24 protein-coding genes are annotated in these 21,287 nt (G+C 73.0%); 19 read left to right on the forward strand and 5 right to left on the reverse strand.

All coding sequences use genetic code 11. From position 1 onward, the window contains the following. The first annotated feature begins 7 nt into the window (after positions 1–7). From ACGFMM_RS21225 to ACGFMM_RS21235, 3 genes are read left to right on the forward strand one after another with little or no spacing between them, the layout of a single operon-like run. A complete protein-coding gene (locus tag ACGFMM_RS21225; protein ID WP_393647937.1) occupies positions 8–1,996 on the forward strand; it encodes an acetyl/propionyl/methylcrotonyl-CoA carboxylase subunit alpha in 1,989 nt (662 codons plus the stop codon). Further along, positions 1,993–2,931, forward strand: a complete 939-nt coding sequence (locus ACGFMM_RS21230; protein ID WP_393647938.1) for a hydroxymethylglutaryl-CoA lyase — start codon at positions 1,993–1,995, stop codon at positions 2,929–2,931. Before ACGFMM_RS21225 ends, ACGFMM_RS21230 begins: the two co-directional genes overlap by 4 nt. 5 nt (positions 2,932–2,936) lie before the next feature. Further along, complete coding sequence (locus tag ACGFMM_RS21235) at positions 2,937–4,097, forward strand: acyl-CoA dehydrogenase family protein (RefSeq protein ID WP_393647939.1); 1,161 nt, start codon at positions 2,937–2,939, stop codon at positions 4,095–4,097. Between the two features lie 141 nt (positions 4,098–4,238). On the opposite strand, the gene ACGFMM_RS21240 is transcribed toward ACGFMM_RS21235, so the two are convergent. Then, entirely contained in the window at positions 4,239–4,451 is a 213-nt protein-coding gene (locus ACGFMM_RS21240; protein WP_393647940.1) for an acyl-CoA carboxylase epsilon subunit, read from the reverse strand. Continuing rightward, a complete protein-coding gene (locus ACGFMM_RS21245; RefSeq protein ID WP_393647941.1) occupies positions 4,448–6,064 on the reverse strand; it encodes an acyl-CoA carboxylase subunit beta in 1,617 nt (538 codons plus the stop codon). Before ACGFMM_RS21245 ends, ACGFMM_RS21240 begins: the two co-directional genes overlap by 4 nt. A 96-nt stretch (positions 6,065–6,160) precedes the next feature. On the opposite strand from ACGFMM_RS21245, the gene ACGFMM_RS21250 reads away from it, so the two are divergent. After that, on the forward strand, positions 6,161–7,171 hold the full coding sequence (locus ACGFMM_RS21250; RefSeq protein WP_393647942.1) for an acyltransferase domain-containing protein: 1,011 nt from the start codon (positions 6,161–6,163) through the stop codon (positions 7,169–7,171). Here ACGFMM_RS21250 and ACGFMM_RS21255 read toward each other — a convergent pair. Continuing rightward, positions 7,132–9,360: a multicopper oxidase family protein gene (locus ACGFMM_RS21255; protein ID WP_393647943.1), complete on the reverse strand. Its 2,229-nt coding sequence runs from the start codon at positions 9,358–9,360 to the stop codon at positions 7,132–7,134. The genes ACGFMM_RS21250 and ACGFMM_RS21255 overlap by 40 nt on opposite strands. A gap of 117 nt (positions 9,361–9,477) precedes the next feature. Here ACGFMM_RS21255 and fabG point away from each other — a divergent pair, with 117 nt between their 5' ends. The 10 genes from fabG (at position 9,478) to ACGFMM_RS21305 (ending at position 16,669) form a co-directional block, all read left to right on the forward strand. After that, on the forward strand, positions 9,478–10,218 hold the full coding sequence (gene fabG, locus ACGFMM_RS21260) for a 3-oxoacyl-ACP reductase FabG (protein ID WP_393648134.1): 741 nt from the start codon (positions 9,478–9,480) through the stop codon (positions 10,216–10,218). After that, entirely contained in the window at positions 10,215–11,720 is a 1,506-nt protein-coding gene (locus tag ACGFMM_RS21265) for a peptide MFS transporter (RefSeq protein WP_393647944.1), read from the forward strand. Before fabG ends, ACGFMM_RS21265 begins: the two co-directional genes overlap by 4 nt. 120 nt (positions 11,721–11,840) lie before the next feature. Further along, complete coding sequence (locus ACGFMM_RS21270) at positions 11,841–12,161, forward strand: TcmI family type II polyketide cyclase (protein WP_393647945.1); 321 nt, start codon at positions 11,841–11,843, stop codon at positions 12,159–12,161. Positions 12,162–12,230: 69 nt separating this feature from the next. After that, positions 12,231–12,656 (forward strand): cupin domain-containing protein, encoded by a 426-nt coding sequence (locus ACGFMM_RS21275; RefSeq protein WP_393647946.1) that lies wholly within the window; start codon positions 12,231–12,233, stop codon positions 12,654–12,656. Next, positions 12,653–13,918 carry a beta-ketoacyl-[acyl-carrier-protein] synthase family protein gene (locus ACGFMM_RS21280; RefSeq protein ID WP_393647947.1) on the forward strand — a complete coding sequence of 422 codons (1,266 nt, stop codon included), beginning with the start codon at positions 12,653–12,655 and terminating at the stop codon, positions 13,916–13,918. Before ACGFMM_RS21275 ends, ACGFMM_RS21280 begins: the two co-directional genes overlap by 4 nt. Further along, complete coding sequence (locus tag ACGFMM_RS21285; RefSeq protein WP_393647948.1) at positions 13,915–15,126, forward strand: ketosynthase chain-length factor; 1,212 nt, start codon at positions 13,915–13,917, stop codon at positions 15,124–15,126. The genes ACGFMM_RS21280 and ACGFMM_RS21285 overlap by 4 nt, the downstream gene beginning before the upstream one ends. Before the next feature lie 71 nt (positions 15,127–15,197). After that, entirely contained in the window at positions 15,198–15,452 is a 255-nt protein-coding gene (locus ACGFMM_RS21290; RefSeq protein WP_393647949.1) for an acyl carrier protein, read from the forward strand. A 1-nt stretch (position 15,453) separates the two neighbouring features. After that, on the forward strand, positions 15,454–15,906 hold the full coding sequence (locus ACGFMM_RS21295) for an SRPBCC family protein (protein WP_393647950.1): 453 nt from the start codon (positions 15,454–15,456) through the stop codon (positions 15,904–15,906). Continuing rightward, complete coding sequence (locus ACGFMM_RS21300) at positions 15,903–16,238, forward strand: antibiotic biosynthesis monooxygenase family protein (RefSeq protein ID WP_393647951.1); 336 nt, start codon at positions 15,903–15,905, stop codon at positions 16,236–16,238. Before ACGFMM_RS21295 ends, ACGFMM_RS21300 begins: the two co-directional genes overlap by 4 nt. Next, the gene (locus ACGFMM_RS21305) at positions 16,235–16,669 is read left to right on the forward strand and encodes an SCP2 sterol-binding domain-containing protein (RefSeq protein ID WP_393647952.1); all 435 of its coding nucleotides are present in this window, start codon (positions 16,235–16,237) and stop codon (positions 16,667–16,669) included. The genes ACGFMM_RS21300 and ACGFMM_RS21305 overlap by 4 nt, the downstream gene beginning before the upstream one ends. A 78-nt stretch (positions 16,670–16,747) precedes the next feature. Here the strand turns inward: ACGFMM_RS21305 and ACGFMM_RS21310 are convergent, their stop codons facing one another. Both ACGFMM_RS21310 and ACGFMM_RS21315 read right to left on the reverse strand, forming a co-directional pair. Further along, the gene (locus ACGFMM_RS21310; RefSeq protein ID WP_393647953.1) at positions 16,748–17,491 is read right to left on the reverse strand and encodes a SchA/CurD-like domain-containing protein; all 744 of its coding nucleotides are present in this window, start codon (positions 17,489–17,491) and stop codon (positions 16,748–16,750) included. A 29-nt stretch (positions 17,492–17,520) separates the two neighbouring features. Next, the gene (locus ACGFMM_RS21315) at positions 17,521–17,967 is read right to left on the reverse strand and encodes an anthrone oxygenase family protein (RefSeq protein ID WP_393647954.1); all 447 of its coding nucleotides are present in this window, start codon (positions 17,965–17,967) and stop codon (positions 17,521–17,523) included. 219 nt (positions 17,968–18,186) lie between these two features. On the opposite strand from ACGFMM_RS21315, the gene ACGFMM_RS21320 reads away from it, so the two are divergent. From ACGFMM_RS21320 to ACGFMM_RS21340, 5 genes are read left to right on the forward strand one after another with little or no spacing between them, the layout of a single operon-like run. Continuing rightward, entirely contained in the window at positions 18,187–18,642 is a 456-nt protein-coding gene (locus ACGFMM_RS21320; RefSeq protein ID WP_393647955.1) for an anthrone oxygenase family protein, read from the forward strand. Between the two features lie 32 nt (positions 18,643–18,674). Then, the gene (locus tag ACGFMM_RS21325; RefSeq protein ID WP_393648135.1) at positions 18,675–19,727 is read left to right on the forward strand and encodes a methyltransferase; all 1,053 of its coding nucleotides are present in this window, start codon (positions 18,675–18,677) and stop codon (positions 19,725–19,727) included. Between the two features lie 40 nt (positions 19,728–19,767). Then, a complete protein-coding gene (locus ACGFMM_RS21330) occupies positions 19,768–20,517 on the forward strand; it encodes an SDR family NAD(P)-dependent oxidoreductase (RefSeq protein WP_393647956.1) in 750 nt (249 codons plus the stop codon). 1 nt (position 20,518) lies between these two features. Next, positions 20,519–20,836, forward strand: coding sequence for an antibiotic biosynthesis monooxygenase family protein (locus ACGFMM_RS21335; protein WP_393647957.1), 318 nt, complete (start codon positions 20,519–20,521; stop codon positions 20,834–20,836). Beyond that, positions 20,833–21,150, forward strand: coding sequence for an antibiotic biosynthesis monooxygenase family protein (locus ACGFMM_RS21340; protein ID WP_393647958.1), 318 nt, complete (start codon positions 20,833–20,835; stop codon positions 21,148–21,150). Before ACGFMM_RS21335 ends, ACGFMM_RS21340 begins: the two co-directional genes overlap by 4 nt. Positions 21,151–21,287 lie beyond the last annotated feature (137 nt).

Raw genomic sequence — 21,287 nt, forward strand, 5'->3', positions numbered from 1 at the left:
GATGAAGATGTTCGACACAGTGCTCGTCGCCAACCGCGGCGAGATCGCGGTCCGCGTCATCCGCACCCTGCGGGCGCTCGGCGTCCGCTCGGTGGCCGTGTACAGCGACGCGGACGCCGACGCCCGGCACGTACGGGAGGCGGACACGGCGGTACGGATCGGGCCGCCGGCGGCCTCCGAGTCGTACCTGTCCGTGCCCGCGCTCCTGGAGGCGGCGCGGCGGACCGGCGCGCAGGCCGTGCACCCGGGGTACGGCTTCCTCGCGGAGAACGCCGGGTTCGCGGCGGCCTGCGCGGAGGCGGGGCTCGTCTTCATCGGCCCGCCCGCGTCCGCGATCTCCCTGATGGGCGACAAGATCCGGGCCAAGGAGACGGTGAAGGCCGCGGGCGTGCCCGTGGTCCCCGGCGCGGCCGACCCCGAACTGGAGGCGGCGGCCCGGGAGCTGGGCGCGCCGGTGCTGCTCAAGCCCTCGGCGGGCGGCGGCGGCAAGGGCATGCGCCTGGTGCGCGACCTGTCCGTGCTCTCGGACGAGATCGCGGCGGCGCGGCGCGAGGCGCGGTCGTCGTTCGGCGACGACACGCTGCTCGTGGAGCGGTGGATCGACCGGCCGCGGCACATCGAGATCCAGGTCCTCGCCGACGCGCACGGCAACGTGGTGCACCTCGGCGAGCGCGAGTGCTCGCTGCAGCGACGCCACCAGAAGGTCGTGGAGGAGGCCCCGTCGGTCCTGCTGACCCCGGAGATCCGGGAGTCGATGGGCGCGGCGGCCGTCGAGGCGGCGCGATCCTGCGGGTATGTGGGCGCGGGCACGGTCGAGTTCATCGTGCCGGGCGGCGACCCGTCCTCGTACTACTTCATGGAGATGAACACCCGGCTCCAGGTGGAGCACCCGGTCACCGAGCTGATCACCGGGATCGACCTGGTGGAGTGGCAGCTGCGGGTCGCCGCGGGCGAGCTGCTGGGCTTCGGCCAGGCGGACGTCCGGCTCGACGGCTGGGCGATCGAGGCGCGCATCTGCGCGGAGGACCCCGCGCGCGGCTTCCTGCCTTCGGGCGGCACGGTCCTCGCCCTGCACGAACCCGCGGGCGACGGAGTCCGCACGGACTCCGGCCTGTCGCAGGGCACGGAGGTCGGCAGCCTGTACGACCCGATGCTCGCGAAGGTCATCGTCCACGCGAAGGACCGCCCCTCGGCCCTCCGCAAGCTGCGGGCCGCCCTCACGGACACGGTCACGCTGGGCGTCCAGACGAACGCCGGGTTCCTGCGCCGGCTGCTGGCCCACCCCGATGTCGTCTCGGGCGAGTTGGACACGGGACTGGTGGAGCGGGACCTGCCCGGGCTTCTGCCGGAGGGGGTGCCGGCGGAGGTGTACGCCGCCGCGGCGCTGGTCGCCCGGGGCGAGCATGCCGCCGACGGCTGGGTCGACCCCTTCGGGGTCGCCGACGGCTGGCGTCTCGGCGGTACGCCCGCGTGGACCGTCCGGCACTTCCGCATCCCGGGCCACGACCCCGTCGAGGTGCGCACCCGCGCCGCCGGGCGGGGCGTGGAGGTCCTGCTGCCGGAGGGGTCCGGGGTCACCGACCCCCGCACCGCGCGGACCGTCGCCGCCGAGGGCGGCCTGCTCACCGTCGAACTCGACGGTCTCACCCACACGTTCGCGTGCACCCCCGCCCCCGACGGGCTCTGGTTCGGGCGGGACGGCGACTCCTGGTACGTGCAGGACCACGATCCCGTCGCCGCCGCGCTCTCCGGCGCGCGGCACGGCGGGGCCGACACGCTCGCCGCGCCGATGCCCGGCACCGTGACCGTCGTGAAGGTCGCCGTCGGTGACGAGGTCGAGGCCGGGCAGAGTCTGCTGGTCGTCGAGGCGATGAAGATGGAGCACGTCATCTCCGCCCCGCACGCCGGCACCGTCACCGAGCTCGACGTGACGCCCGGGACCACCGTCGCCATGGACCAGGTCCTCGCCGTCGTGACGCCCAGGGAGGAAGCATGACCGTGTCCGGGCTGCCCATGACCGTGGCCGACCCCGCGCTCCCCGCCCGCGTGCGGATCCACGAGGTCGGGCCGCGCGACGGGCTGCAGAACGAGAAGACCGTCGTCCCGACCGACGTCAAGGCCGAGTTCGTGCGGCGGCTCGCCGCCGCCGGGCTCGACACCGTCGAGGCGACCAGCTTCGTGCACCCCAAGTGGGTGCCCCAGCTCGCCGACGCGGAGGACCTGTTCCCCCGTGTGCGGGACCTGCCCGTACGGCTGCCCGTGCTCGTGCCCAACGAGCGCGGCCTCGACCGCGCGCTCGCCCTCGGCGCCCGGCACGTCGCCGTCTTCGCCTCCGCGACCGAGTCCTTCGCCAAGGCCAACCTCAACCGGACCGTCGACGAGGCGCTCGCCATGTTCGAGCCGGTCGTGGCCCGGGCCAAGGACGAGGGCATGGACGTGCGCGGATACCTGTCGATGTGCTTCGGCGACCCCTGGGAGGGCGCCGTCCCGGTCGACCAGGTCGTGCGCGTCACCAAGGCCCTCGCCGACATGGGGTGCGACGAGCTCAGCCTCGGCGACACCATCGGCGTCGCCACCCCCGGCCACGTCCAGGCCCTGCTGCGGGGTCTGAACGACGCGGGCGTGCCCACGTCCCGCATCGCCGTGCACTTCCACGACACCTACGGGCAGGCCCTGTCCAACACGCTCGCCGCGCTCCGGCACGGCGTCACCACCGTCGACGCGTCCGCCGGCGGCCTCGGCGGCTGCCCGTACGCCAAGTCCGCCACCGGCAACCTCGCCACCGAGGACCTGGTGTGGATGCTCCGCGGCCTCGGCATCGAGACCGGGGTCGACCTGGCCGCCCTCACCGCCACGAGCGGGTGGATGGCCGAACAGCTGGGCCGCCCCAGCCCCTCCCGTACCGTCCGCGCCCTCTCCCACAAGGAGTGACGAACATGTCCCTCGACCACCGGCTCACCCCCGAGCACGAGGAACTCCGCCGTACCGTCGAGGAGTTCGCCCACGACGTGGTCGCCCCGAAGATCGGCGACTACTACGAGCGACACGAGTTCCCGTACGAGATCGTCCGCCAGATGGGGCAGATGGGCCTGTTCGGCCTGCCGTTCCCCGAGGAGTACGGCGGCATGGGCGGCGACTACCTGGCCCTCGGCATCGCCCTGGAGGAGCTGGCCCGGGTCGACTCCTCCGTGGCCATCACCCTGGAGGCGGGCGTCTCGCTCGGCGCGATGCCGGTCTACCGGTTCGGCACCGAGGAGCAGAAGGCCACCTGGCTGCCGAAGCTGTGCTCCGGCGAGATGCTCGGCGCGTTCGGACTCACCGAGCCCGGCGCGGGCTCGGACGCGGGCGGCACCCGGACGACCGCCGTCCGCGACGGCGACCACTGGGTGATCAACGGGTCCAAGTGCTTCATCACCAACTCCGGGACCGACATCACCGGTCTGGTGACCGTCACCGCCGTCACCGGGCGGAAGGACGACGGGCGGCCGCTCATCTCGTCGATCATCGTGCCGTCCGGGACGCCCGGGTTCACCGTCGCCGCCCCGTACTCCAAGGTCGGCTGGAACGCCTCCGACACGCGTGAACTCTCCTTCGACAACGTGCGGGTGCCGGTGGAGAACCTCCTCGGCGAGGAGGGGCGCGGGTACGCGCAGTTCCTGCGGATCCTGGACGAGGGGCGGATCGCGATCGCGGCGCTCGCCACCGGTCTCGCGCAGGGGTGTGTGGACGAGTCCGTGAAGTACGCGAAGGAACGTCACGCCTTCGGCTCGCCGATCAGCACGTACCAGGCGATCCAGTTCAAGATCGCGGACATGGAGACGCGGGCGCACATGGCCCGCATCGGCTGGCGCGACGCGGCGTCGCGGCTCGTGCTGGGCGAGCCGTTCAAGAAGGAGGCGGCGGTGGCGAAGCTGTACTCGTCGACCGTCGCCGTCGACAACGCGCGGGACGCGACGCAGATCCACGGCGGGTACGGGTTCATGAACGAGTACCCGGTCGCGCGGATGTGGCGGGACTCGAAGATCCTCGAGATCGGCGAGGGCACGAGCGAGGTGCAGCGGATGCTGATCGCGCGGGAGCTGGGGCTCCCGGCGTAGCGCGTTCCGCGGGGGCGCGGGGGTGACGTGCGGGTCGGTTGTGGCTTGTCGCGCCCACGCGGCGGAGCCGCACATTGACACAGCCCCCCGCCCCTGGCGGGGCGGCGGGGGTGGCCGCACATCCGCCCCCGCCCCTCTCCCCTACGCCCGCCACGCCCCCGCTCGGCCCGATGCCCACCAGGACGGGGCCGGGGTTGCCAGGGGGGCTGCTGTTCTTGGCCAGACGGCCGTCGGGGGGCCGCCTGGGGTCGTGCGGTCGGCCGCGCGGCCTGCTGCGAGGGCCTGGAGCACCAGGACGCAGGCGGCCAGTTCCTCCGGCGTCGGGGCGCCGCGGAGCACCCTGATCTCCGTCATTGCGGCTGGTTTCCGTGTTTGCGGCTGGGCAGAGGGGCGTGCTTGGCCCGGAGCATCGCCAGGGCGTCGATCAGGCGGATCCTTGTTTCCGCCGGGTCGATGACGCTGTCCACCAGGCCGCGTTCGGCCGCGTAGTACGGGTGCATCAGCTCGGCGCGGTACTCCTTCACCAGGCGGGCCCGGGTCGCGTCCGGGTCGGCCGCGGCGGCGATCTCGCGCCGGAACACCACGTTCGCGGCGCCCTCCGCGCCCATCACGGCGATCTCGTTGCTGGGCCAGGCCAGCGACACGTCGGTGCCGATGGAGCGCGAGTCCATGACGATGTACGCGCCGCCGTACGCCTTGCGCAGGATCAGCTGCACGCGCGGGACGGTGGCGTTGCAGTACGCGTACAGCAGTTTCGCGCCGTGCCGGATGATGCCGCCGTGCTCCTGGTCGACGCCGGGCAGGAAACCGGGCACGTCGACGAGGGTGACCAGCGGGATGTTGAACGAGTCGCAGGTCTGGACGAAGCGGGCCGCCTTCTCCGAGGCGTGGATGTCCAGGACGCCGGCGAACGCGGACGGCTGGTTGGCCACGACGCCCACCACCTGCCCGTCGAGCCGGGCCAGCGCGCAGACGATGTTGGTCGCCCAGCTCTCCTGGATCTCCAGGTAGTCGCCGTCGTCGACGATCTCCTCGATCACGGCCCGCATGTCGTATGCGCGGCCCGGGTCGGCCGGGACCAGGTCGAGCAGCGCCTCGGTACGGCGGTCCGCCGGATCCTCCGAGGGCGCGGCCGGCGGCAGTTCGCGGTTGTTCGCGGGCAGCAGCGACAGCAGATGGCGCACGTCCTCCAGGCAGGACTCCTCGTCGTCGCAGGCGAAGTGCGCGACGCCGGAGACGGAGGCGTGGGCGTCGGCGCCGCCCAGCGCGTCGTGGGTGATGACCTCGCCGGTGACGGCCTGCACCACGTCCGGCCCGGTGATGAACATCTGGGCCGTGCCGCGCACCATGAAGACGAAGTCGGTCAGCGCCGGGGAGTAGGCCGCGCCGCCGGCGCAGGGGCCCAGGATGACGCTGATCTGGGGGATCACACCGGAGTTGCGGACGTTGCGGGTGAAGATTCCGCCGTAGCCCGCCAGGGCGGTGACGCCCTCCTGGATCCTCGCGCCGGCGCCGTCGCAGAGGCCGACGATCGGCGCTCCGGCGGCCTCGGCCAGGTCCATCAGCTTGTGGATCTTCTCGGCGTGGGCCTCGCCGAGCGCCCCGCCGAAGATCCGGAAGTCGTGGGCGTAGGCGAACACGGTGCGGCCGTGCACCTTGCCCCAGCCGGTGACCACGCCGTCGGTGTGCGGGCGGCGGTCCTCCAGGCCGAAGCCGGTGGCGCGGTGCCGGCGCAGCTCCTCGATCTCCGAGAACGTGCCCTCGTCGAAGAGCAGGGCGATCCGCTCGCGTGCGGTCAGTTTCCCCTTGGCGTGCTGCGCCTCGGTGGCCCTCTCGCCGGGCCCGCTGCGCACCCGCTCGCGCAGGGCGGCGAGTTCCGCCGCCCGGTCGCGCAGGCAGCCGTCCTGGGGAGGTGGAGTGCCGGTTCTGGTCCCGGGTCTCGGGGGCGTTTCCTCGACAACGCTCATGCGGTGCAGGATGCGCCGCGGTGCTCAAGGCGGGCTCGAACCCTTCTGCATGGGGCGCTGGAGAACGGCTCGATCGGTGCGGACCACGCTGGTGGCATGACTCTTCCTCAGCGCCGTTCCGTCGTCCTGATGCTCCCGGGGACCGGGGCGCAGCATCCGCGCATGGCGACCGGGCTCTACGGGCACGAGCCGGTGTTCACCGAGGCCGTGGACGAGGTCCTGGGCCTGCTCGGGGCGGAGGGCCGGGCCGCCCGCGCGGACTGGCTGGCGGCCGAGCCGGAGGTGCCGATGGAGGCCGACGTCCGCTCCGCGCCGCTGCTGTTCGCGGTGAACTACGCGATGGCGCGGCTCGTGGAGGGCTGGGGGGTGCGCCCGGACGCGTATCTCGGGCACAGCATGGGCGAGTTCACGGCCGCCGTGCTTGCGGGGGTGTTCACCCTGGAGGACGCGGTGCGGCTGCTGTGGGACCGGGTGGGGCTGCAGCGGTCCACCCCGGCGGGCGGGATGCTGGCGGTGGCGGCCGCGCCGCAGGACCTGGCCTCGTACGTGGGCGGGGGTGTGGTGGTGGCGGCGGTGAACGCGCCGCGGCACACGGTGCTGTCCGGGCCGGACGGGCCGCTGGAGGCGGTGGCGCGGCGGCTGGCCGCGGACGGCCGTACGTTCCGGCGGCTCGCCTCGCGGACGCCGTACCACAGCCCGGCGCTCGCCCCGCTGGTCGCGCCGGCGCAGGCGCTGGTGCGGAGGCTGCGGCTGTCGCCGCCCCGCACTCCGCTGTACTCGGCGTACACGGGCGGGCTGTTGACGGCGGACGAGGCGGTGGACCCGGGGTTCTGGGCGGCGCAGCCGGTCACGCCGGTCATGTTCCGGCCGACGCTGGACCGGGTCCTCGCGGCGGAGGACCGGGTCCTGGTGGAGGCCGGCCCGTCGCAAAGCCTGACGGTGCTCGCGCGCGGGCACGAGGCGGTGCGGTCGGGCCGCAGCGTGGTGGTGGCGACGCTGCCTCCCCGGGCGCTGGGGCCCGGGGAGGACAGGCGGTGCGTGCGCGAGGCCCGTGAGCGGCTGCTCGCTCACTCCGGCAGGTTGCCGCTGGACCTTCCGGCCTCGTAGGGGCTGGTCACGCCGTCGTAGGCGAGGTGCAGCACCATGCCGTCGCGGGCGTGGTCGAGGTTGTGGCAGTGGTCCATCCACAGTCCGGGGTTGTCGGCGCGGAAGGCGACCTCGTACCGCTCGCCGGGCGCGACGTTCAGGGTGTCGGTCCACCAGGGGCTGCCGGTGGCGGGCACGCCGTCGCGGGAGAGCACGAGCATGCGGTGGCCGTGCAGGTGCATGGGATGGTCGTCGAGGCTGCGGTTGACGAAGGAGGTGCGCACGGTGTCGCCCTCCTTCACGAGCAGTGCGGGGATGTCGGGGTAGACCGCGTTGTTGATCGTCCACATCATCATGGGCCGGCCGTCGAAGAAGCCGACGCTGTTGCCGAGGACGAGGTGGAAGTCCCGGTCGTAGCGGGTGCCTGCGCCGAACGGGGTCGGGGTGCGGCTGCCGTAGTGCAGCGGGTCGAACAGCGGGCCGGTGACCTGCGGCGGCGTCTTCGCCGCGGCGCCGCCCGGGGCGAGCAGCAGCGAGGCGGTCTCGGTGCGGCCGGTGCCGTACGCGCCGTCCTCGCCGCAGCCCTCGAAGCCGTGGGAGGCGCCGGAGGCGTTGGCGTCGCCGACGACGGTCAGGTGCACGGGTCCGGCGGGCTGGCGGAAGGTGACGTCGACGCGGCCGCCGCCGGCGATCCGCAGCAGCCGGTCCTTCAGGTCGGTGGGGGCGTTCACCTCGTTGCCGTCGATCGCGGCGACCTGGTACGGGGTCCCGGCCAGGGAGTACGTGCGGGGGCAGTTGTCGGCGTTGACCAGGCGCAGCCGTACGGGCGTGCCGGCTGCGACCGTCTCCTGGCGGCGCCGGGTGTCGTCGCCGAGCGCGGTGCGCAGCAGGCCGCCCGCCCCGTTCTGCCCGCTGAGCGCGCCGCCTCCGCCGCGGTGCGGTCCGCCCTGTTCGCCCTTGCCGCCGACGACCGGCCAGGCGTGGGCGACGACGGTCCGGTCGACGCCCTCGGGGCGGGGGCCGGGCTCCTCGACGACCAGCGCGCCGAACAGGCCGCGGGTGACGACGCTGCTGGACTGCTGGTGGGAGTGGTACCAGAAGGTGCCGGCGCGCGGCGGCCGGAACCGGTACACGTGACGCTGCCCGGGCTTGACCGCGTTCTGGGTGACGCCGGCGACGCCGTCCTCGGCGTTGGGGACGTCGACGCCGTGCCAGTGCAGGGTGACGCCCTCGGAGACGTTCTGGTTGACGAGCGTGACCTCGACCAGCTCGCCGCGCTTCATGCGCAGTTCGGGCCCGGGGAGCGAGCCGTTGAAGGCGAGGGCCTGGACCTTCTCGCCGGAGGCGAGGCTCATGGTGCGGCTGGTGGCGTTGAGGGTGAAGCGGGCGGTGGGCTGTCCGGTGCGCGGGCCGGTGAAGCCTGCGAGGTCGCGGACCGGGGCCGCGCCCGCGGCGCGGCCGCCCCCGGTGTCGTACGCGTGCTGGTGGTGGGCGTTGCCGACCTTGGCCGGCAGCCGGCTCTCCTGCCACATCAGCGTGCAGCCGCCGGTGGACAGCAGGGCGACGGAGGTGAGCAGCGCGGTCGGCCGCACCATGCGCCGCGCCGTGGACGGCGGCGTCCACCCGGGCGCGGCGAGTTCGGCGCGACGGCGCTGCTGGAACAGCAGCAGCGCGCCCGCGGCCACCGCGAGCAGCGCGAGTTCGAGCAGGAACGGGCCGGTGTACGAGGGGGCCGGCGGGTGGAGGGTGAGCGCGGCGGCGGCGACGCTCGTCCAGAAGCAGATCCGGACGGGCACGACGAGCCGCGGGTCGGCGGCGGCGCGCCGCAGCTCGGCGGGGACGGGCCCGTCGTGGGCGGGCGGCCCGTCGTGGGCGGGCGCGGCCGTCCGCCGCATCAGCCGCACGTACGCCGGTACCGCGAACACCGCCACGACCGCGCCCGCCAGGACCAGCGGTACGGCCGCGAAGAGGACGAAGTCGTCGGCGGCCCGCCGGCCGGCCTCGCCGGCGAGGGCGAGGGCGAGGCCCACGCGCAGGGCCAGCACCAGCAGCGACACGGACAGCAGGACGAGGCCGAGCCTGGCCCGGCGGCGCAGCGCACGCGCGGTGCGCCGGGCCGCCAGGCAGCGGGCGCCGCGCGCCGCGAAGCACCAGAAGACCGCGGCCAGTACGGCCCACAACAGGTTCTGCTCGAAGAGGTTCTCCACCATGGCGGCAGCGTGACGTGCGCCCTTCGAGTCTGCCTCGAGGCCACTGTCCGATGCTCGCCGCGGCCGCGGCAGCCGCCCGGCCGCGGCGGCAGCGAAGGAGACCGGGAAATGGCCGAGATGACCGACAGGCGCTGTGCGCTGGTGACGGGCGGCTCGCGGGGCATCGGCCGGGCGATCGCGGTGCGGCTCGCGCGGGCCGGCTACGACATCGCGTTCTGCTCCCGCGCGGCGGACGAGGCGGCCCTGGAGACGGCCCGCCTGATCGCCGGCGAGGGCGCGGCGGTGCACCACGCGGTGTGCGACGTCACCGACCCGGAGGCGGTCCGCGCCTTCGTCGAGGGGGCGGAGGAGAAGCTGGGCTCGCCGTACGCGGTGGTCAACTCGGCGGGCGTGCTGAAGGACCGGCCGATGGCGCTGATGTCGGCGAAGGACTGGCAGTCCGTGGTCGGCACCAGCCTGGACGGCGCGTTCCACGTGACCCGCGCGGTGGTGCGCGGGCTGCTCACCCGCCGGGCGGGCGCGATCGTGAACGTGTCGTCGGTGATCGGGGTGTACGGCAACCCGGGCCAGACGAACTACGCCACCGCCAAGGCCGGCCTGAACGGCATGACCCGCGCGCTGGCCAAGGAGGTCGCCCCGTACGGGGTGCGGGTGAACGCGGTCGCGCCAGGGTTCATCGAGACCGACATGCTCGACGGGATGACGCCCAAGGCCCGCGAGGCGGCGCTGGGGAAGGTCGCCATGGGCCGGTTCGGCAGCGCCGAGTCCGTCGCCGAACTGGTCGCGTTCCTGCTGTCCGACCAGGCCGACTACATCACCGGCCAGGTCGTGCAGATCGACGGCGGCATCGCGCTGTGAGCAGCGCCGACAGACCCGACCGTCCGCTCCACACGCTGTTCCGTGAGCGCTGGTTCAGCACCCTGTTCATGACGGACATGTGGGAGCGGTTCAGCTTCTACGGCATGCAGGCCCTGCTGTTCCTGTACGCGACCGCGCCGCGCGCCGAGGGCGGCCTCGGTCTGTCGGACGGCACGGCGGGCGCGCTGTTCGGCCTGTACATCTCGGCGTCGTTCCTGGCCGCGATGCCCGGCGGCTGGCTCGGCGACCGGGTGCTCGGCACCCACCGGGCGATGCTGTCGGGGGCGCTGGTGATCGCGGCCGGGCATGCCTGCATGGCGGTGCCGGCGACCACCGCGTTCTATCTGGGGCTGATGCTGGTGGCCTGCGGCACGGGGCTGCTCAAGCCCAACCTGCCGGTGATGTTCGACCAGATGAACCCGGGCGCCTCCAGCGCGCAGCGGCAGGCGGCGTTCTCCCTCTTCTACATGAGCGTCCAGGTCAGCGCCCTGCTCGGGCCGCTGGTGACCGGTGCGCTCGGCGAGCGGGTCGCCTGGCACCTCGGCTTCGGCGCGGCCGCCGTCGGCATGGTCTTCGGCGTGCTGCAGTACCTGCACGGCGCGCCGACGCTGCGCGGCGCCCGCACCGGGCCGAGCCGTCCGCTGCCGCCGGAGTCGCTGCGGCGGCTGGTGCGCGGCGCGTGGGCGGCGCTGGCGGTCGCGGTGCTGCTCGCGGCGGGCGCGCTGGCCGCCGGCGGGGCGGCGCTGCACCCGGTGCTCGCGCTGTGCGGGATCGGCGCGCTGATCGCGCCGGTCTGGTACTTCCGGCGGCTGCTGCGCGGCGGCGAGCTCGGCACGGCCGAGCGGGCGCGGGTCCGGGGCTATCTGCGGGTGTTCGCGCCGTCGGTGCTGTTCTGGGCGATGTTCGGGCAGCTGGGCTCGGTGTTCAGCCTGTTCGCGCGGGAGCACACCGACCGGGAGGTGGCCGGTTTCCTCGTTCCGGCGAGCTGGTTCCAGTCCGCGCATCCGCTGTTCCTGCTGCTGCTCGCCCCGGCGTTCGCCTGGGTGTGGCTGCGGGTCGCCGGCCGGTCCGGTTCGGGTCGGAAGTTCTCGGTGGGCCTGGGGTTCGGGGCGGCCGGGTTCGCGGTGCTCGCGACGGGGGCCTGGTTCGCGGCGGGCGGTGCCGGTCCGGTGTCGGCGGTGTGGCTGCTCGGCGCGTTCCTGTTCGTGGCCTGCGGCGAGCTGGTGTTCGGCCCGGTGGGCCTGAGCACCACGGCGGAGACCGCGCCGGAGGGCCATCGCGGCCGGATGATGGGCCTGTTCTATCTGGGCGCGGCGCTCGGCGCGGGCGTCGGCGGGCAGTTGTCGCGACTCGTGGGCGTGCTGCCGCTGTGGACGTACCTGGCCGGTTTCGCCGCCGTCGCCGCCGTGACCGCCGTACTCCTGCCCCGGGAGTACGCGGAGAGGTCCCCCCAGGCCGGCGCCGAACAGCTCGCACCAGGGCGTGGAACGGCTCGAATCTGACGTCGAGTTGGCCTGGACACCGGCTCAAGCCGCCCGATGAATCATCACAACCGGCAGGCCGGACCGCTCACCGGCCGCCGGAAGCCCGACCGCTCCGGGCGCCACCCACAAGGAGTACCCATGGCTCATCGCACACTCATCGTCGCGCGCATGGACCACGACGACGCGGACAAGGTGGCCGCGCTGTTCGCCGAGTCCGACGCCACCGACCTGCCGCACATGATCGGGGTCCAGCGGCGCACCCTGTTCCGTTTCCACGGCCTGTACTTCCACCTGGTGGAGGCGGACGAGTCGATCACGCCCAACCTGTACAAGGCCCGCAGCCACCCGCTGTACGAGGACATCAACACCCGGCTCCAGGAGTTCATGACGCCCTACTCCCCCGACTGGCGGGAGCCGAAGGACTCGATGGCCGAGACCTTCTACAGCTGGACCCCCTGACCGTCCGCCGCACCCGTCCCGCGGGCCGCTCGCCGGTCCGGGATCCGTCCCCCATCTGTGGAGCACCCAATGCAGACCACCGACCTCATCAAGGTCGCCATCGACGACGTGCCGCCGAACCGCAAGCGCGGCGGCGATCTGCGTGTCCTGCTCAGCCCCAAGACCTGCGGCGCGACCTCGGGCTTCATGGGCGTCGGCACGCTGGAGCCCGGGGAGTTCGTCTCCGAGCACTACCACCCGCACTCCGAGGAGTTCTTCCACACGATCCGCGGCCGGATCCTGCTCCGGATCGAGGGCGAGGAGCTGATCCTGGAGCCCGGCGAGTCCTTCATGGTCCCGATCGGCGTGCGGCACCGCATCGAGAACCCGGGCGACGAGCAGGCGTTCGTGGCCTTCTTCCTCAGCCCCCTCGCGCCGCGCCCCGAGCTGGGCCACGTCGACTGCGAGCCGCTGCCCGGCGAGGGCACGCTGCCCGAGGTCGGAGGCGCGGGATGACCGGCAGAGCAGTCATCACCGGCATCGGCGTGGTCGCGCCCGGTCAGCCGGGCCGGGAGAACTTCTGGGAGATGATCGTCAAGGGCCGTACGGCGACGCGGCGGATCACCCTGTTCGACCCGACGCCGTTCCGCAGCCGTATCGGCGCGGAGTGCGACTTCGACCCCGAGGCCGCCGGACTGTCGTACCAGGAGATCCGGCGCACCGACCGGGCCGGCCAGTTCGCGATCGTCGCCGCCCGGGAGGCGCTCGCGGACAGCGGCATCGACATGGACGCGGAGAATCCGCACCGGGTCGGCGTCAGCGTCGGCAACGGCGTCGGCAACGCGATCTCCATGGAGCAGGAGTACCGCACGGTCAGCGACAACGGCCGCCAGTGGCTGGTCGACCAGGGGTACATGAAGCCGCATCTGTACTCGTACGTGATGTCCAGCTCGCTCGCCACCGAGGTGGCGTGGGCGGCGGGCGCGGAGGGCCCGACGACCGTGGTCAGCTCCGGCTGCTGCGCGGGCATCGACGCCGTCGGGTACGCGGTGGACCTGATCCGCGAGGGTTCGGCGGACGTGATGGTGGCCGGCGCGACAGACGCGCCGATCTACCCGATCACGGTGTCCTGCTTCGACACCCTGCGGGCCTCCTCGACCAGCAACGACGACCCGGAGCACGCCTGCCGGCCGTTCGACCGGCGGCGCAACGGGCTGGTGCTCGGCGAGGGCTCGGCGGTGTTCGTGATCGAGGAGCGGGAGCACGCGCTGCGCCGCGGCGCGAAGATCTACTGCGAGGTGGCCGGCTACGCGGCCCGCGCCAACGGCTACCACATGACCGGACTGCGGCCGGACGGCCGGGAGATGGGCGAGGCGATCACCGCCGCGCTCGACGAGGCCCGGATCAACCCGGACGAGATCGACTACGCCAACGCCCACGGCAGCGGCACCAAGCAGAACGACCGGCACGAGACGGCCGCGTACAAGCGGAGCCTCGGTCACCACGCGTACGACATCCCGGTCAGCTCGATCAAGTCGATGGTGGGCCACTCGCTCGGCTCGATCGGCTCGATCGAGATCGCGGCCAGCGCTCTGGCCATGGACCGGGGCGCGATCCCGCCGACCGCCAACTACGAGGAGCCGGACCCCGAGTGCGACCTGGACTATGTGCCGGGCACCGCGCGCGAGGCGGAGCTCGACGTGGTCCTGAGCGTCGGCAGCGGCTTCGGCGGCTTCCAGAGCGCGGTGGTGCTCACGTCCCCGAGGAGGTCGGCATGATGTCGTCCGTCATCACCGGCATCGGCATCGTCGCGCCCAACGGGCTTGACCGGGAGGCCTGGTGGCAGGCGACCCTGGACGGCAAGTCCGGGCTCGGCCGGATCACCCGCTTCGACCCCGAGCGCTACCCGGTGCGGGTGGCGGGCGAGGCGGACGGCTTCGACCCGGCGGACCACGCGCCGCAGCGGCTGGTCAGCGAGACCGACGCGATGACGCAGTACGCGTTCGCCGCCACCAACGAGGCCCTGGCCGACGCGGCCGTGGACACCGAGGCGTTCGCCGACCTGGACATGGCGGTCATCACCGCGAACTCCTCCGGCGGCGTCGAGTTCGGCCAGCGCGAGCTGCAGAAGCTGTACGCGGAGGGTCCGCAGGCGGTCGGCGCGTACATGGCCATCGCCTGGTTCTACGCGGCCACCACCGGCCAGCTGTCCATCCGGCACGGCATGCGCGGGCCCTGCAGCGTGGTCTGCTCGGAGCAGGCCGGCGGTCTGGACGCGCTGGCGCAGTCCCGGCGGGTGCTCGGCAAGGGCACGAAGCTGGTGGTGTCCGGCGGCACCGACGCCTCGCTCTCCCCGTACGGCCTGGTCTGCCAGCTGTCCAACGGCCGGCTCAGCGAGGAGCAGCGGCCGGACCGCGCGTTCGTGCCCTTCGACCCCGCGGCGAGCGGATACGTGCCGGGCGAGGGCGGCGCGATCCTGACCGTGGAGAGCCGCGCGGACGCGGAGCGCCGCGGGGCCCCGCGGCTGTACGCCGAGCTCGCCGGCTACGCCGCCACCTTCGACCCGCGTCCCGGTTCGGGCCGGGAGCCGGGCCTGCGGCGGGCCGCCGAGCTGGCGCTCGCCGAGGCGGGCTGTGCGCCCGGGGACGTCGACGTGGTCTTCGCGGACGGCCACGGCGTGCCGGAGCTCGACCGGCAGGAGGCCGAGGCGATCACCGCGGTCTTCGGCCCGGCAGGGGTGCCGGTGTCCGTGCCGAAGACGATGACCGGCCGGCTGTACGCCGGGGGCGCCGCCCTCGACGCGGCCGCGGCGGCGCTGGCGCTGCGCGACCAGGTCATCCCCCCGTCGGTGAACATTCGTCCGGACCGGGCACACCGGCTCGACCTCGTGACCGACTGGCCCCGCGAGGCCCGGCTGCGCACCGCGCTGGTCCTCAGCCGCGGCTACGGCGGCTTCAACGCCGCACTGGTCCTCCGCTCCGTCTGAGGACCGGACCCACCCTCACGACCGATCGAACACCGCTCGCCCATGCCCCACCACGTCCCCAGGAGGAACAGATGAGCAGCACCACCATGACCTTCGGCGACCTCAAGGAGATCATGAGCCGGTGCACCGGTGAGACCGAGGAGCTGTCCGAGGAGCACCTCGCGGCCGACTTCACCGACATCGGCTACGACTCCCTCGCGGTCCTGGAGATAGCCAGCCAGATCCAGCGCGAGTACGGCCTGCAGATCCCCGACGAGGCCATCGAGGACATGAACTCGCCGCAGGACGTCATCGACTACGTCAACACCAGCCTCGCGGCGGCCTGACATGGCGGCCACCGACAACAGCATCGTCATCGACGCGCCGATGGACCTGGTGTGGGACATGACGAACGACGTCGCCTCCTGGCCGCAGCTGTTCTCCGAGTACGCGGCGGCGGAGATCCTGGAGCGCGACGGGGCGACCCTGCGCTTCCGGCTCACCCTGCACCCGGACGAGAACGGCCAGGTGTGGAGCTGGGTCTCCGAGCGCACCCCGGACCCGGCGACGCGGACGGTGCGCGCCCGGCGGATCGAGACGGGCCCGTTCGAGTTCATGGACCTGTACTGGTCGTACGAGCAGACCGACGCCGGTGTGGAGATGCGCTGGCGGCAGGAGTTCGCCGTCCGCGAGGGGCTGCCGTTCGGCGACCCGGAGATGGCCGAGCGGCTGAACACCAACACCCGTCGGGAGATGGCCCGGATCAAGGGCCTGGTGGAGCAGGCGGCGGTGCGGTCGTGACCGCGCCGGCACTGCGGGTCCTGCTCCGGATCCGGATCCTGCCCGGGCGCGAGGCGGAGTTCGAGGAGCTGTGGCTCTCCCACTCCCGTACGGTCCGCACCTTCCCCGACAACCACGGCCAGCAGCTGCTGCGGCTGAGCGGGGAGACCGGCAGCTACACGGTGCTGACCGACTGGACCGACGAGCCCACGTTCCGGGCGTTCGAGCAGAGCCCGGAGCAGCAGGCGTATCTGCAGCGGCTGTGGCCGATGCGGGCGGGCGGCGAGATGCAGCTGCTCGAACCGCTCCACGACATGTCCCGAGAGCGCGAGTTGCAGGAGGAGAACCGATGAGTGTGCAGCAGGAACAGGTGACGGAGCTGATCGAGCTCGTCGAGACGGTGCCGTCGAAGCAGCTGGAGGCGGCCGTCGCCGAGCGCGACGGCGGTCTGGACGCGGCGCTGACGCTGATCTTCGAGCTCCTCGTCTCGGAGTTCAACCCGAAGAAGGCGGAGGGCCAGAAGGGCGTCTTCCAGTTCGACATCGCCTCCTCGGAGGGGCAGAAGCTCCACTACGTCGCGGTCGAGGCCGGCGCGTGCAGCACCGACAAGGGGCAGCACGACAGCCCGGACATCACGATCGGGATCAAGTTCCCCGACATGCTGGCGATGGGCGTGGGCAAGCTGCCCGGCGCGAAGGCGTTCCTCACCGGCAAGCTGAAGCTGCGCGGCAGCCCGCTGATGGGCACCAAGCTCGGCGAGTGGTTCGACCACCCCGAGGTGTGACACGCCGCGACGCGACACGGAACCGCCGCCGGGCCCGGGCCCGGCGGCGGTTTCGTGCGTACGGCGGGCGGCGTGCGGTCAGTAGTCCACGCCCAGGACGGACATGTGGGCGACGGAGATCATCGCCTGCTCGTGCACCAGGGCCAGGTACGCGTCCGGGTGGTCCGGGCGCGCGGGGTGCTCCAGGTACGGCTCCAGCCAGGCGTCGGCGTCCTGTCCGAAGCACCGGTCGGTCAGGTAGCCGACGACGTCGTACGGGTGGCCGTCGTACTGGACGACCCGGACGAGGGTGTCCTCGTGCAGGAACAGCGCCGTGCGGACGATCGTCGGATGGTCCGCGGACAGCAGCAGCGAGGCCTTGCGGTTGACCGTGCCGCGCTCCAGGGCCAGCGCGGCGCCCGCGCCCTTGCGGAGCTGGTGGCGCAGCGCGACGGTGCCGGCCGCGGGCCGCTCGTCGGGGCTGTGCTGTTCGAGGGCGGTCATCAGGCTGCGGTGGAAGTGCTGCCGGAAGCCCTCGGGGGTCTCGGTGTCGCGGGGTTCGACGAGGAACGGCAGGATCGCCCGCTCGGCCTCGTGGACCCCGTTCTGCACCGACATGTGCCGGGCGACGCGGGCCGCGCTGACCCCGTCGTGGTGGATGACCCGGATCACCGTGTCGCCCTGCACGAACAGGCCGGTACCGAGCAGCATTCCGACGGTGGCGCCCGCGTCGTCCTTGATGACGGGCGAGTCGACCCGGGTGAAGTTGTGCGGCGAGAACACCTCCATCAGGTCGTCCTCGCATCCGGGCCGGACGCGATAGGTGATGGCGTCGAGTGGCATGGCGGTTCCTCCTCCTAGGAGCATGCGGTTCAGGGGGTGGCGAGCACCGCGAAGGTGACGGCCGTCAGGGCGAGCGCGGCGAGGGCCGTACGCAGCCGGTGCCAGGCGCGCCAGAGCGGCCGCGGGTCCTTCCAGGGGCCGTTCTCGGAGAGTGCGCTCAGGGAGCGGTTGATCGGCACGTTGCCGAGGTGCGAGACGGCCTGCACGCCGATGAGCAGCACGGCGGCCACGGGAAACAGCACGTCGCCCGGCGAGGGCGCGAGCCAGCCGAGCACGAACCCGCTGATGGTCACGAGGTTGACCAGGATCGGCATCAGCGGGTGGTAGCCCTTGCCCAGCAGGGCGTGGGCCCGGAGGTACTCGGCGCGTCCCATGGCCGACATGGCGGGTCCCACACTGACCAGGACAGCCACGAAGATCCCCGTGACGGTCCCCGTCCCGATCAGTACGACCCCGCTCAGCACTTCCTCAAGCATCACGACTCCCGGTCCACGGTTGATGTCCCGGCCACCCTGCTGCCACCTGCTCGATTCGCTGTGGAGGGGTGCTCGACGGCGGGCGTTTTTGGCCTGGTGGGGCGCGATCGAGCCGTCTTCGAGTCCGTTTCGACCTGCGGATCCGAGAGTCGTCGCAGTGGTCCCGCCGCACGGCGCGGCGGGGCGGCAGCTTCGGAAGGGTGATGCGTGGTGGACCCGATGCGGATACTGATGCCCGCGGCGCTGTTGGCCGGTGGTCTCGCGGCCGGCGGTCTCGCGATCTCGGTGCTCGCGGCGCCCCTGTTCAACACGCTGCCGACCGGGATGTACGTCCCGGTGCACAAGGGGCTGGTCACCCGCTTCGACCCGTTCATGCCGATCTCGCTGCTGAGCTGTCTGCTGTGCGACCTCGCCCTGGTGGCGACCGCGCCGCTGACCGCGGTGCGGGTGCTCGCGGCGCTCGGCGCGCTGCTGCTCGCCTGCGCGATGACGGTGTCGCTGACGAAGAACGTGCCGATCAACCGCTGGCTTTCGACGCTCGACCCGCAGGCGCTGCCGGCCGACTTCGACCGGCGCGACCCGCGCGAGCGCTGGATCCGGTGGAACCGGGTGCGGGGCCTGCTGGCCGTCGCCGCGCTGCTGGCGAACGTCGGCGCGACCGCCGTACTCATCTGACTTCCCAGAGCCTAGGAGAAGGTGTGGACACCATGACCGGTGTGGTCGGCCCGGCGATGACCGCCGCGCTGCCGCCCCACGTACGGCTGTTGCTGCTGACCGACGGCAAACGGATATCCCGGGTGCTGCACGTGGTCGCCGAGCTGGGCGTCGCCGACGCGCTGGCCGACGGCCCGCTGACCGTGGCCGAGCTGGCCGAGCGGACCGACGCACACGCGGACTCGCTGGGCCGGGTACTGCGGGTCGCCGCCGCGTTCGGGGTGTTCACCGAGGAGGCCGACGGCCGGATCGCGCTCAACGAGGTGAGTTCTCACCTGCGTTCGGGTGTCCCGGGCAGCCAGCGGGACATGGTGCTCTACAACGGCGACGAGATGCTGTGGCGTTCGTACGGCCGGCTGATGCACACGGTGAAGACCGGGGAGCCGGCCTTCGAGGCCGCGTACGGGCACACCTTCTTCGAGCACCTGGAGCAGGACCCGCGGGCGGGCGCGCTGTTCGACCGGGCGATGACCGGCATGAGCCACGCGACCGCGCGGATGCTGCTCGACGGCTACGAGTTCGGGCGGTACGGCCGGATCACCGACGTCGGCGGCGGCCGCGGCCTGTTCCTGGCCGAGCTGCTCGCCCGGCACCCGGAGGTGCGGGGCACGCTGGTGGACCGCCCGTCGGTGGTGGCGGAGGCCGACAAGATCTTCGGCGAGGCGGGCGTCGCGGACCGGGTGGACGTGGTCCCGGGCGACTTCTTCGAGGAGCTGCCGAAGGGCGCCGACGCGTACGTGCTGAAGGCCGTGCTGCACGACTGGGACGACGAGAAGGCGGCCGCGATCCTCGGCCGGATCCGCGAGGCCCTCGCCGGCAACCCCGAAGGCCGCCTGCTGATCTGCGAGTTCCTGGTGGGCCCGGCCAACGAGTGGGACCGGGGCAAGCTCCTGGACCTGGACATGCTGGTCCGCTTCGGCGGACGCGAGCGCTCCGAGCAGCAGTGGCGCGCGCTGCTCGCGACCGCGGGCTTCGAGCTCGTGAACGAACCGGCCGCCGGCCGCTGGGCGGTCCTGGAGTGCCGCCCCGTGCCGGCGGCCCGCTGAGTACCCGCTGATCACCCGATCCCGTACGGAGGAAGACGAGATGGAACTTCGACTGGTGGGCAAGAACGCGCTGGTCACCGGTGGCAGCCGGGGTATCGGCCGGGCCACTGTGCTGGCCCTGGCGAAGGCCGGCGCCACGGTGGTGACCTGCTACCGGCAGGAGGGCGAGGCCGTGGACAGCCTGGCCCGCGAGCTGAAGGAGATCGGCGGCGACCACGCCCTGGTCCGCGCGGACGTGGGCACGGCGGAGGGCGTGGAGACGGTGCTCCAGGCCTGCCGGGACCGCTTCGAGACGCTGGACGTGCTGGTCAACAACGCCGGTGTGATCAGCCAGATCCCGTTCGCCCAGCTGCCGTTCGAGGAGTGGGAGCGGGTCGTCACCACCAACCTCACCGGCCCGTTCATGGTGATCAGCAAGGCGCTGCCGATGCTCCGCGAGGGCTCCTCGGTCATCAACATCGGCTCCCGCGGCGCGATGGCGGGCATTCCACTGCGCGGCCACTACACCGCCTCCAAGGCCGGTCTGGTGGGCCTGACCCGCTCGCTGTGCAAGGAGCTGGGCGGCAAGGGCATCCGCTTCAACGTGGTGGCCCCGGGCGTCATCGACACCTCGGAGCCGGACGAGCTGACCGACGAGCAGCGCGCCGCGTACAACGAGCGCTACCTGCGGATGATGGCGCTGGGCCGGTTCGGCCGCCCGGAGGAGATCGCCGGCGCGGTGCTGTTCCTGGCCAGCGACCTGTCCACGTACGTCAACGGCGAGACCCTGCACGTCGACGGGGGTGTCTGAGGTGGCCGCCACGACGGGCTCGTTCCGCGTCCTGCTGACCGTCCAGGTCGTCCCCGGCAGGGAGGCCGACTTCGAGCGGGTGTGGACGGAGGGCAGCAAGGAGGTCACGGCGCAGCCGGCGAACCTCGGGCACACCCTGGCGCGCAGCGCGAAGCCGGGCGAGGAGTCGGTGTACTTCGTGGCGAGCGACTGGACGGACATGGAGTCCTTCCTGGCCTTCGAGCGCAGCCCGGAGCACGTCGCCCACCGCGAGAAGCTGCACCCGTACCGCACGGGCGGCTCGCTGGCGATGATGCGGCTGGTCGAGGTCGCCGGATGAGCGGCGCCCCGGGCCGGGTGCGGATCCTGCTGCACCTGCGGCCGGCGGCCGGCGAGGTGGAGGCCGTCGAGAAGGCGTACCACCGGATCAGCGAGGACCTGGCGGGCACGCCGGGTCTGCTGGGCAACGAGCTGCTGCGCGAGCTGACCGACGACGGCGCGTACGCGGTGCTCAGCGAGTGGGAGAGCATGGCCGCCTTCAAGGAGTGGGAGGCGGGCTCGGCGCACCGCGGGACGACGTCCCCGCTGCGGCCGTACCAGGACACCGAGCGGCCCAGCCCGTTCGCGCTGTTCGAGGTGCAGGCGGCGTACTGAGGTCCGTGGACGTAGAGCGCCGGGGGGGGGGGGGGGGGGGGGCCGCCGGGGGGGGGGGGGGTGTTGGGGGGGGGGGGGGGGGGGGGGGGGGGTGGGGGGGGGGGGGGGGGGGGGGGGGGGGGGGGGGGGGGGGCGGG

Source organism: Streptomyces sp. NPDC048604 (assembly GCF_043199435.1).
In the GTDB taxonomy this organism is placed as follows: Bacteria; Actinomycetota; Actinomycetes; order Streptomycetales; family Streptomycetaceae; genus Streptomyces.

Coding starts and splice junctions, on each gene's coding strand:
- ACGFMM_RS21225 (WP_393647937.1), top strand. CDS start 8: ATGTTCGACACAGTGCTCGTCGCCAACCGCGGCGAGATCGCGGTCCGC.
- ACGFMM_RS21230 (WP_393647938.1), top strand. CDS start 1,993: ATGACCGTGTCCGGGCTGCCCATGACCGTGGCCGACCCCGCGCTCCCC.
- ACGFMM_RS21235 (WP_393647939.1), top strand. CDS start 2,937: ATGTCCCTCGACCACCGGCTCACCCCCGAGCACGAGGAACTCCGCCGT.
- ACGFMM_RS21240 (WP_393647940.1), bottom strand. CDS start 4,451: ATGACGGAGATCAGGGTGCTCCGCGGCGCCCCGACGCCGGAGGAACTG.
- ACGFMM_RS21245 (WP_393647941.1), bottom strand. CDS start 6,064: ATGAGCGTTGTCGAGGAAACGCCCCCGAGACCCGGGACCAGAACCGGC.
- ACGFMM_RS21250 (WP_393647942.1), top strand. CDS start 6,161: ATGACTCTTCCTCAGCGCCGTTCCGTCGTCCTGATGCTCCCGGGGACC.
- ACGFMM_RS21255 (WP_393647943.1), bottom strand. CDS start 9,360: ATGGTGGAGAACCTCTTCGAGCAGAACCTGTTGTGGGCCGTACTGGCC.
- fabG (WP_393648134.1), top strand. CDS start 9,478: ATGACCGACAGGCGCTGTGCGCTGGTGACGGGCGGCTCGCGGGGCATC.
- ACGFMM_RS21270 (WP_393647945.1), top strand. CDS start 11,841: ATGGCTCATCGCACACTCATCGTCGCGCGCATGGACCACGACGACGCG.
- ACGFMM_RS21275 (WP_393647946.1), top strand. CDS start 12,231: ATGCAGACCACCGACCTCATCAAGGTCGCCATCGACGACGTGCCGCCG.
- ACGFMM_RS21280 (WP_393647947.1), top strand. CDS start 12,653: ATGACCGGCAGAGCAGTCATCACCGGCATCGGCGTGGTCGCGCCCGGT.
- ACGFMM_RS21285 (WP_393647948.1), top strand. CDS start 13,915: ATGATGTCGTCCGTCATCACCGGCATCGGCATCGTCGCGCCCAACGGG.
- ACGFMM_RS21290 (WP_393647949.1), top strand. CDS start 15,198: ATGAGCAGCACCACCATGACCTTCGGCGACCTCAAGGAGATCATGAGC.
- ACGFMM_RS21295 (WP_393647950.1), top strand. CDS start 15,454: ATGGCGGCCACCGACAACAGCATCGTCATCGACGCGCCGATGGACCTG.
- ACGFMM_RS21305 (WP_393647952.1), top strand. CDS start 16,235: ATGAGTGTGCAGCAGGAACAGGTGACGGAGCTGATCGAGCTCGTCGAG.
- ACGFMM_RS21310 (WP_393647953.1), bottom strand. CDS start 17,491: ATGCCACTCGACGCCATCACCTATCGCGTCCGGCCCGGATGCGAGGAC.
- ACGFMM_RS21315 (WP_393647954.1), bottom strand. CDS start 17,967: ATGCTTGAGGAAGTGCTGAGCGGGGTCGTACTGATCGGGACGGGGACC.
- ACGFMM_RS21320 (WP_393647955.1), top strand. CDS start 18,187: ATGCGGATACTGATGCCCGCGGCGCTGTTGGCCGGTGGTCTCGCGGCC.
- ACGFMM_RS21325 (WP_393648135.1), top strand. CDS start 18,675: ATGACCGGTGTGGTCGGCCCGGCGATGACCGCCGCGCTGCCGCCCCAC.
- ACGFMM_RS21330 (WP_393647956.1), top strand. CDS start 19,768: ATGGAACTTCGACTGGTGGGCAAGAACGCGCTGGTCACCGGTGGCAGC.
- ACGFMM_RS21340 (WP_393647958.1), top strand. CDS start 20,833: ATGAGCGGCGCCCCGGGCCGGGTGCGGATCCTGCTGCACCTGCGGCCG.